A 7,783-nucleotide genomic window follows, 5' to 3' on the forward strand; every position below is an offset into this window, starting at 1 on the left:
GTTTCGTCTCTGTTTGAGGGCAAACGGCGTGTCCAGCAGCATCAATTAGTCTACGGTGCTGTCAATCAAGCCATGGCCAGCGAAGCCATTCACGCCCTAGCCTTAAATACCTTTACCCCAGAAGAGTGGTCAGCCGCCGGGCAAAAGGTCTAAAATTCTAAAATTCTGATTTACCGACTATCCACCCATTCTCAGGAGAGAACATGACTCAAGTTACTCACGATCGCATCGATACGCTCGTCAAGCAAAACAAAATCATGGTGTTTATGAAGGGCAACAAGCTCATGCCCCAGTGCGGTTTTTCTAACAATGTGGTGCAAATTCTCAACACGCTGGGTGTCCCTTACGAAACCGTGGATGTGTTAGATGATCCCGAAATCCGCCAGGGTATCAAAGAATATTCAAGCTGGCCGACCATTCCCCAGGTTTACGTGAATGGAGAGTTTGTGGGCGGCTCTGACATCTTGATCGAGCTAAATCAGAAAGGCGAACTCCAACAGATGGTCGAGGTGGCTCTGGCTTCCTAAACCCCGAAGCAATCTAGCGCCTCAAAAAGCGTGACTCAAAAAGAAAGGGTGTGTCGACCGACGCACCCCTTTTACTTATCGATAGTCTGGCTGAGTCTGAGTATTGTCAAAATTAGAGCGATCGTATATGAATCGAGTAATTTCTTCTTCTAAACGATTGATCTGAATTGGCTCAAGCGTATTGCTGTGCCTGAGCGCTGAGAGATAACCATCTAAAAACAGTCGGAGGTCGTCAAACCGATACCCTCGGTTCCACAACTCTACCAAACTGTCAGATAGTCTCTGGTAGTAGCGAATCGTTTGCGTGTCTTGCAGCATAGTTAAGTGCTAGAGCGTAAATAATTCCCGAACCAATGAATAGAGTCTAAAAGGCCTGATACAGGTCTAAGTTGGTTAACTAAAGATTGTTTAATCTTAACATTAAGGGGGTCTCTGCTCCCTGCCTTTGTGAGGATCTATTGGATAGGGATTGAAATTTCTAGCTGCGATCGCCGATTATTAAAGTCTATGAAAGTCTGGGTAGCAGTCGTTACAAATCCATGACAAGTGCTTTGATACTCTGAAGAGCAAGCAGTCTGAGGATTAAGCCCCCGTGGGAGCCGTAAATATCCAAATTATCGAAGGGAACCCGCATCTGCGATCGCTACTCGGTTGGCACCTACAGCAGGCGGGACATCAAGTACATCAGTCGGCAGACCTGCATCAAGCGCGAGAGGTCTTTATCAGCCGACAACCCAATCTTGTGATTCTTGATTCAGAGTTACCAGATGGTGACGGGATTGAGTTTTGTCGATGGCTCAGGCAGCAACAGGCGATCGTTCTGATGCTTTCGGCGCGGGCTACTGAGTCCGATATTGTGGAAGGTCTGCGAGCGGGTGCAGACGACTATCTCAAAAAGCCGTTTGGGATGCAGGAATTTCTCGCCAGGGTGGAGGCGTTGACTCGTCGCAGTCGCGTGGCGGCCCCTCCGGCTCATCTCGATTATGGCGACTTGAAGATCGATCTGGTGCATCGGCGGGTGCGCTTTAAGGGTGAGTTGATCGAGTTAACGCCTCAAGAATTTAGTTTGCTTTATGTGCTGGCTCAGGCGGGGGGCAATCCGCTTAGTCGTCCAGAACTGCTGCAACGGGCCTGGCCAGATGCGATCGACAATCCCCGAACGGTTGACACCCATATTCTCTCGCTTCGCAAAAAAGTTGAGATTGATCCCCGTCAGCCGGATCTGATTCAAACGGTTCGCAATGTGGGCTATCGATTGAATCTAGAAGTCCTGAATGCGCCAACCATTCAAAATGGCAACGGTCACCGCAAAACGGTAGCTGCTCGAATGGCACTGGGCGATCGGCGGATTTAAGGAGACCTGAACATGACTCTAGAGCTGTACCAAGAAGTTGCTTTAACCCACGACTTACCAGAACATAAGCTCAGAGTCGGAGATATTGCAACGCTGGTTGACTTCGTTTCTCATCCCAAAGGTGGCGAAGCGGGTTGTGTGCTAGAAGTGTTTAATGCTGTTGGTGAATCTATTAAAGTGATCGTCGTCCCAGTTTCTACAGTAGAGGTTCTACGTCCTGACGAGATCCTAACGGTTTGCTCTTTAGCGAATTCAAGTTGATGTCAGCTGCTTGAAGTTGTTTGAGTTGTTGTGCTAACACTACAGCCGTGACGAATAGTGATAAAACTCTGCATCTTTGTTGTATCCAAGCGATTCATAAAGGGACTGAGCCGTAGTGTTGGAGATTTGCGTGGATAAAATGATACGAATGGCTTCTGTTTCTCTTGCAAACTCTTCTGTTGCGCTCATCAGCAACTTTGCAGCACCCTTCTTGCGATCGGCTTGTCCCACAAATAGGTCGTTCAAAATCCAAACGCGCTGCATCGACACTGACGAAAAACTGGGATAAAGCTGTGTAAACCCAATGATGCGATCGTCATCACTCACAACAAATATCGTTGAGTCACCTTTCTGGAGACGCTCTTGGAGAAATTCTCTAGCCGCTTCAAGATTTGAGGATGACTTGTAAAAAACACGATAGTTGTCAAACAACTTTGACACTTCTTCAAGATGCTCAAGACGAGCCTGAAAAACTTTCATCGGTTTATCTTTCTCCTTGATTCCACAAACTACTCCCATTCTTCGGCTTCTTGGGCCTCGGCTTGAACGATCGCCCCTTCTAACTCCTGCCAATTTACACGATCGCTCTTTTCATTCCCAATCAACGCGCCTTTGTGAAGATGGAGGACTCGATCGCTAAAAGACTGCGCCACGTCTAGCTGATGGTTGGTCATGAGAACGGTTTGTGACAACTCAGACAGCACTTTGAGCAGGTGGCTACTGCGTCCAGCATCAAGGCTAGAAGTCGGTTCGTCGAGCAGCAAAATTTTGGGTTGGGTCAAGAGAGAACGAGCGATCGCCACCCACTGCCGTTCTCCAACCGAAAGCTGCAATTCTGTCAGGTCGAGCCATTTTTGAGGAATGTGGAGACGATCGATCCAGTCGCTGAGTTGGCGATCGCTGACGGTTTCTGACAGTCCTCTGAGCTTGAGGGGATAGCGCAAAGCCTCCAGAACGGTCATTCCCAGAAGTTTGGTTTCCTGTTGTACGAGGGCAATCTGCTGACGTAATTGGATCACGGGGATCGCCTGAAACTTCTGACCTTCAAAATAAATTGACCCTTCAAAGGGTTCGCTGAGTCGATTTAACAAGCGCAATAGGGAGGTTTTGCCCGATCCAGATGCGCCTACGATCGAGATGCGATCGCCCTCCATCACCTCAAACGAAAGACTTCTCAGCAAATAGTGGATCGGAAGTTTGGATTTTTTGCTCAAAACTCTCGACGTGAGGCTGACCTGCTCTACTCGAATTTGAGGCTGGTTTGTCATGATGCCAGCGTGGTTGCTGTCCAAATTGTCCAGGCGTCGATCGCAAACATCATCAGCGTGAAAACCAGCAAAATCAAATACATCCAGGGTTGAGAAAGCGGCTTTACGTCGGTGGTGTCGATCCCCGTTTTGGCTTGGACGGTGCGGACGAGACGCGCAAACCCAGCTACGCGCATCGGCAACAAATAGCCCTGATCCTGACGGCTCAAAAAGTAGTAAACCAATCCGCCCTGACCTGTCGATCGCGGTTTGAGCGCCTTCACATCTGCCCAGGGTAGCTGCCAGCCTTTACGAATCAGCGTCGGCACCCATTTGGGATAGGTGACTTGAATGCCCTGATCGTCAGTGATCACTCGCTCGCTCAATGCGGCAAAGAGGACGATCGCACCCGCACCGATCCCAACCCAGAGCCAGGTAGGTGAAATGGGCGATTTTGTGGCTTCTGAAAGAAACGGGAGCGGCGTAGTCAAAGCAGCATAGAGACTGAGCAGCGTGATCCGAATTAGCGGAGAAATGCGAAAAATGTCCGATTGGGCAGGCGGGTTAGCAGATTGAGTCATGGGGATCACAGAGACATCAGAGAGACAGAGGAGCTTCGGCTTTTAGAAGGGGACGATCGTTCCAGGAGGCGATCCAGTTGAGAATTTCAGGGTTGACTTGCTCAGGTGCCTCGTCGTGAGAACAGTGTCCCGCATCGATTTCGACAAGCTTTAGTCTGGGATTATAGCTGGCAAACTGGGCCGCAAGACTGGGTGGGATCATGCGATCTTTGGCACCCCAAATCAACAGCATGGGAATTTTCAATTCGGGCAAAATTTTCTTAACGCTCGGCCCAAAATCAGGACTGATGATCGCCCGCATGATTGCACAAAACGCTTGAGCCGATCCGTGATCATTCGCCGCATCCACTAGAATCTCGACCAATTCATCCGTTACGGCATCCCGGTTGGCATACGCGATCGACACCCAGCGACGAGTTCCTTTGGGGTTTTTGGCAAACTTGAATAATTGATTCAGCAAAAAAGGAGAAGCTACCCAACTTTTGATCGTGTTGACGATCGGGCGAATCGGTTCAGGAATCATTTCTTGCTCGATCGAGGGATCAGGCAGACTCAGCATCGCGATCCCACAGACCATATCGGGATGGGCCGCCGCCGCCGCTACACAGACGAGTGAACCAATCGAATTGCCAATCAGCACGATCGGCACCTTAACGAATGTTCGCCAAAAATCGTAAACCTGCTCCACCCACAGCGAAATATTGTAGGGAGCGATCGCCTTCTCGGATGCGCCAAACCCCAACATATCCAGCGCGTAGACCGTATGGTGTTCTGCCAGGGCTGAAAGATTTTGTCGCCAATGTCCGATCGATGCCCCAAACCCATGCAGCAACATCAACGGAGGAGCCGCATCCGCCTGTTTTGGTCTAAGATAGGTATAGCGAGTTTGCCAGCCACGCCACACCCAGTCGCGCTGACTCCCGATCCGTTGTCGCCAATGTAAAGAACTTGTCTGTAAAGAAGTTGTCACAGTTTCCTCAGATTGCCATCTCACTCTATTCTAAAAGCTTTGAGTTTGGGTTTAGGCTGAGAATCCAAGCCTTTTGGGGAGTTTTTTAGCCTCGATCCCTCCCCTCTCAATCACCATTGCTCCAAACTTAAGTTAAGAATTGGACAAAATTCTTCCCAGACTGAGTAGAATGGCGAGTACAAACCTTTAGTAAATTACATAGTCCACCCCGTGACGGATACACTCGGTCAGATTGAGTCGATACTGTATAGGTCGATTCCTTCTCATTTGTAAACCGCTTTCTGTAACCCGATCACTCATCACCCCACTACTTTTTTTCCTACATGCCGCCAGTGATTGAAAAGAGACCTAATCGAGACATCCCCGTAATCAATGAACGCATTCGTTTTCCAAAAGTCCGCGTTATCGACTCGGACGGTTCTCAGCTAGGAATTATGTCGTCTCGCGAAGCCATGCAACTGGCAGACGAGAAAGAACTGGATCTGGTCTTGGTCAGTGATAAAGCCGATCCCCCAGTCTGTAAGATTGTGGACTATGGGAAGCACAAGTTTGAGCAAGAAAAGAAAGCCAAAGAAGCCAAGAAAAAGCAGCATACGGTTGACGTGAAAGAAGTCAAGATGCGCTACAAAATTGAGGAACACGACTACAACGTGCGAATCAAGCTGGCAAAGCGCTTTTTGCAAGAAGGCGACAAAGTGAAGGCGACAATCATGTTTCGCGGTCGTGAGATTCAGCACAGTGACCTGGCCGAAGAGTTGCTCAAACGGATGGCAACTGACCTGCAAGAGATTGCCGAAGTGCAGCAGGCTCCCAAAAAAGAAGGGCGCAATATGATGATGCTGATGGCTCCCAAAAAGTAAGCCAGACTTGAATTAAATGTTCTGAAATCAAAAGGGTATTGGAGATGTAAAAGTCTTCGATGCCTTTTTTGTTGAGGGTTAAGTGCAAAATCTAGGGGGGACAGATGGAGTGGATTGAGGCGGGGCAGAGAATCACGATCGTCGGCACCAGCGGATCGGGCAAAACAACATTGGCTCGTCAGATTTCCAAGAAGTTGGACATGCCTCACATTGAGCTAGACAGGTTGCACTGGGAGCCAAATTGGACGGAAGCCCAGACCTCGGTTTTTGAATCACGGGTAACAGCGGCCTTGGCGGGTAATCGCTGGGTCGTCGATGGCAATTACGGTAAGATTCGCGATCTGGTTTGGAGCCGAGCCGATACAGTGGTGTGGCTGGACTATCCTTTTTGGGTGGTGATGAAGCAAATTGTGCAAAGAACGATTCGTCGAGTTGCGCTACAAGAAGAATGCTGCAATGGCAATCGAGAAACTTTTCAGATAGCTTTTCTCAGCCGTGATTCTGTGATTCTTTGGGCGCTACAAACTTATCAAAAAAATCGAGAAAAGTACTCGTTTCTACTTGAGCAACCCGAATATTCTCACCTCAAAAAAATCAGGCTGACTTCGCCTCAGATGGCTCAAAGCTGGCTAGAAAGCGCAGTGCGGCTCAACCAGGTGAGAAACTAGGTAAGACAATCTATCTGGAGGGTGAGGAAATTGCCTTTCTAGAGATAGAGCGATCAACTATAGGAAAGGGGCTACATTATTCACATGAAGTAAAGCAAACGCGCTCACTTCACTTGAAGCCAAACTATCTCTCCCGATTATTTCTAAAACTCTATTATGAAAGGCTTCGGCTTTTCTGCTAACAACCTAAGTTAAACCAGTACGGTAGAAATTCGTTTCTGCCGTATTATTTTTTGCGGATTCTTCCCATTTCAATACAGGTGATTCAAAATGAGGTGACTGGTCTATTCTGAAAATCGGCAGGTTAAAGCGGCTAGTCTACGCAAGCTAGCAAATGGTGTTTACTGTGACTGAAAAAAATACGATTAGAGAAGACACAAAACTTGCTCTAATCAAAGCAGGAAGGCGTATTGTGGTCGAAAAAGGATACAACCACACGGGCATCCAGGAAATTTTACAAGCGGTTGGTGTGCCTAAAGGGTCGTTCTATCACTTTTTTAGCAGCAAAGAGGAATTTGGTTTAGCCATCATTGACGATGACTCGCAAATGCACGATCGCATTGTTGAGCAGTATTTAGGAGATATCAGCCTGAGTCCACTCAATCGTTTAAAGCGATACTTTGCGTTCAAGCTGGAAGAGTTTGAAACCCTGCAATACCGAGAAGGTTGTTTGTTTGGGAATCTCAGTCAGGAGATGGCAGATCAAAACGAGACATTTCGGGTGCGATTGCAGGAAGCGATCGATCGCTGGCGAGATCAGTTTGCAGCCTGTATTCAAGCCGCGCAAGATGCAGGTGAAGTCTCGAAAAAGCAGCAGGCGAAAGACTTAGCAGAATTTTGTCTCAACAGTTGGGAAGGTGCCTTGCTGCAAATGAAAGTGACTAAGAGTGATGCACCACTCAAGAACTACATGCAGTTTATGTTTGGGGTCATTCTGAAATAGGTCTGACAATCAAATCATAGACTTCCTTCCTTTCCAATCATTAGAAATATTGCAACCTAATTTGAGTAGACTGGTCTATTCTATAAGTAGCAAGTTTATAAGTACGTGAATTCGATAGAGTTTTTTCGCTTCGGTATTTAGCGCTTCTGCCCCCCAACCCCCCAAATCTGGGGGACTTTCGGACAGGATTTCTTGCTCAAAGTCTCCCTTTTTAAGGAGTCAGGGGGATCAGGAAATGTCAAGCATCACAAGTCATCCTTTTTCAAAACCCCTCCTAGATTTCATCACCGCAAAACTCACCCGTTAATTTTCAAGGAGCTTACTCGTGCAACAAACCTCAATATTTATTCTCACCCTTCTGCCTACAGCAAC

General features: G+C 47.9%; 12 protein-coding genes. 7 read left to right on the plus strand and 5 right to left on the minus strand.

What is annotated here, in order from left to right; genetic code table 11:
• The first annotated feature begins 9 nt into the window (after nucleotides 1–9).
• On the plus strand, nucleotides 10–153 hold the full coding sequence (locus ACJ2PR_RS34225; RefSeq protein WP_446880402.1) for a BolA/IbaG family iron-sulfur metabolism protein: 144 nt from the start codon (nucleotides 10–12) through the stop codon (nucleotides 151–153).
• Between the two features lie 50 nt (nucleotides 154–203).
• Nucleotides 204–527, plus strand: a complete 324-nt coding sequence (gene grxD, locus ACJ2PR_RS34230) for a Grx4 family monothiol glutaredoxin (protein WP_446880394.1) — start codon at nucleotides 204–206, stop codon at nucleotides 525–527.
• Between the two features lie 75 nt (nucleotides 528–602).
• On the opposite strand, the gene ACJ2PR_RS34235 is transcribed toward grxD, so the two are convergent.
• Nucleotides 603–845, minus strand: a complete 243-nt coding sequence (locus tag ACJ2PR_RS34235; protein ID WP_446859997.1) for a DUF6761 family protein — start codon at nucleotides 843–845, stop codon at nucleotides 603–605.
• 274 nt (nucleotides 846–1,119) lie between these two features.
• Here ACJ2PR_RS34235 and ACJ2PR_RS34240 point away from each other — a divergent pair, with 274 nt between their 5' ends.
• Nucleotides 1,120–1,881: a response regulator transcription factor gene (locus tag ACJ2PR_RS34240; RefSeq protein ID WP_446869217.1), complete on the plus strand. Its 762-nt coding sequence runs from the start codon at nucleotides 1,120–1,122 to the stop codon at nucleotides 1,879–1,881.
• A gap of 12 nt (nucleotides 1,882–1,893) precedes the next feature.
• Nucleotides 1,894–2,142 (plus strand): DUF4926 domain-containing protein, encoded by a 249-nt coding sequence (locus ACJ2PR_RS34245; protein WP_446880395.1) that lies wholly within the window; start codon nucleotides 1,894–1,896, stop codon nucleotides 2,140–2,142.
• Nucleotides 2,143–2,181: 39 nt separating this feature from the next.
• On the opposite strand, the gene ACJ2PR_RS34250 is transcribed toward ACJ2PR_RS34245, so the two are convergent.
• Genes ACJ2PR_RS34250 through ACJ2PR_RS34265 form a run of 4 tightly spaced genes read right to left on the minus strand, consistent with a single transcriptional unit; the run spans nucleotide 2,182 to nucleotide 4,940 of the window.
• Nucleotides 2,182–2,622 (minus strand): N-acetyltransferase family protein, encoded by a 441-nt coding sequence (locus ACJ2PR_RS34250; protein ID WP_446880396.1) that lies wholly within the window; start codon nucleotides 2,620–2,622, stop codon nucleotides 2,182–2,184.
• Nucleotides 2,623–2,651: 29 nt separating this feature from the next.
• Nucleotides 2,652–3,410, minus strand: coding sequence for an ABC transporter ATP-binding protein (locus tag ACJ2PR_RS34255; protein WP_446880397.1), 759 nt, complete (start codon nucleotides 3,408–3,410; stop codon nucleotides 2,652–2,654).
• Nucleotides 3,407–3,970, minus strand: coding sequence for a hypothetical protein (locus tag ACJ2PR_RS34260; protein WP_446880398.1), 564 nt, complete (start codon nucleotides 3,968–3,970; stop codon nucleotides 3,407–3,409). The genes ACJ2PR_RS34255 and ACJ2PR_RS34260 overlap by 4 nt, the downstream gene beginning before the upstream one ends.
• Before the next feature lie 16 nt (nucleotides 3,971–3,986).
• Entirely contained in the window at nucleotides 3,987–4,940 is a 954-nt protein-coding gene (locus tag ACJ2PR_RS34265) for an alpha/beta fold hydrolase (protein ID WP_446880399.1), read from the minus strand.
• A 332-nt stretch (nucleotides 4,941–5,272) separates the two neighbouring features.
• On the opposite strand from ACJ2PR_RS34265, the gene infC reads away from it, so the two are divergent.
• The 3 genes from infC to ACJ2PR_RS34280 all read left to right on the plus strand — a co-directional run bounded on the left by infC (nucleotide 5,273) and on the right by ACJ2PR_RS34280 (nucleotide 7,411).
• Complete coding sequence (gene infC / locus ACJ2PR_RS34270; protein WP_446868803.1) at nucleotides 5,273–5,800, plus strand: translation initiation factor IF-3; 528 nt, start codon at nucleotides 5,273–5,275, stop codon at nucleotides 5,798–5,800.
• Between the two features lie 104 nt (nucleotides 5,801–5,904).
• Nucleotides 5,905–6,468, plus strand: a complete 564-nt coding sequence (locus ACJ2PR_RS34275) for an AAA family ATPase (RefSeq protein ID WP_446880400.1) — start codon at nucleotides 5,905–5,907, stop codon at nucleotides 6,466–6,468.
• A 346-nt stretch (nucleotides 6,469–6,814) separates the two neighbouring features.
• Nucleotides 6,815–7,411, plus strand: coding sequence for a TetR family transcriptional regulator C-terminal domain-containing protein (locus ACJ2PR_RS34280; protein WP_446880401.1), 597 nt, complete (start codon nucleotides 6,815–6,817; stop codon nucleotides 7,409–7,411).
• Nucleotides 7,412–7,783 lie beyond the last annotated feature (372 nt).

The organism is Phormidesmis sp. 146-33, from assembly GCF_052939515.1.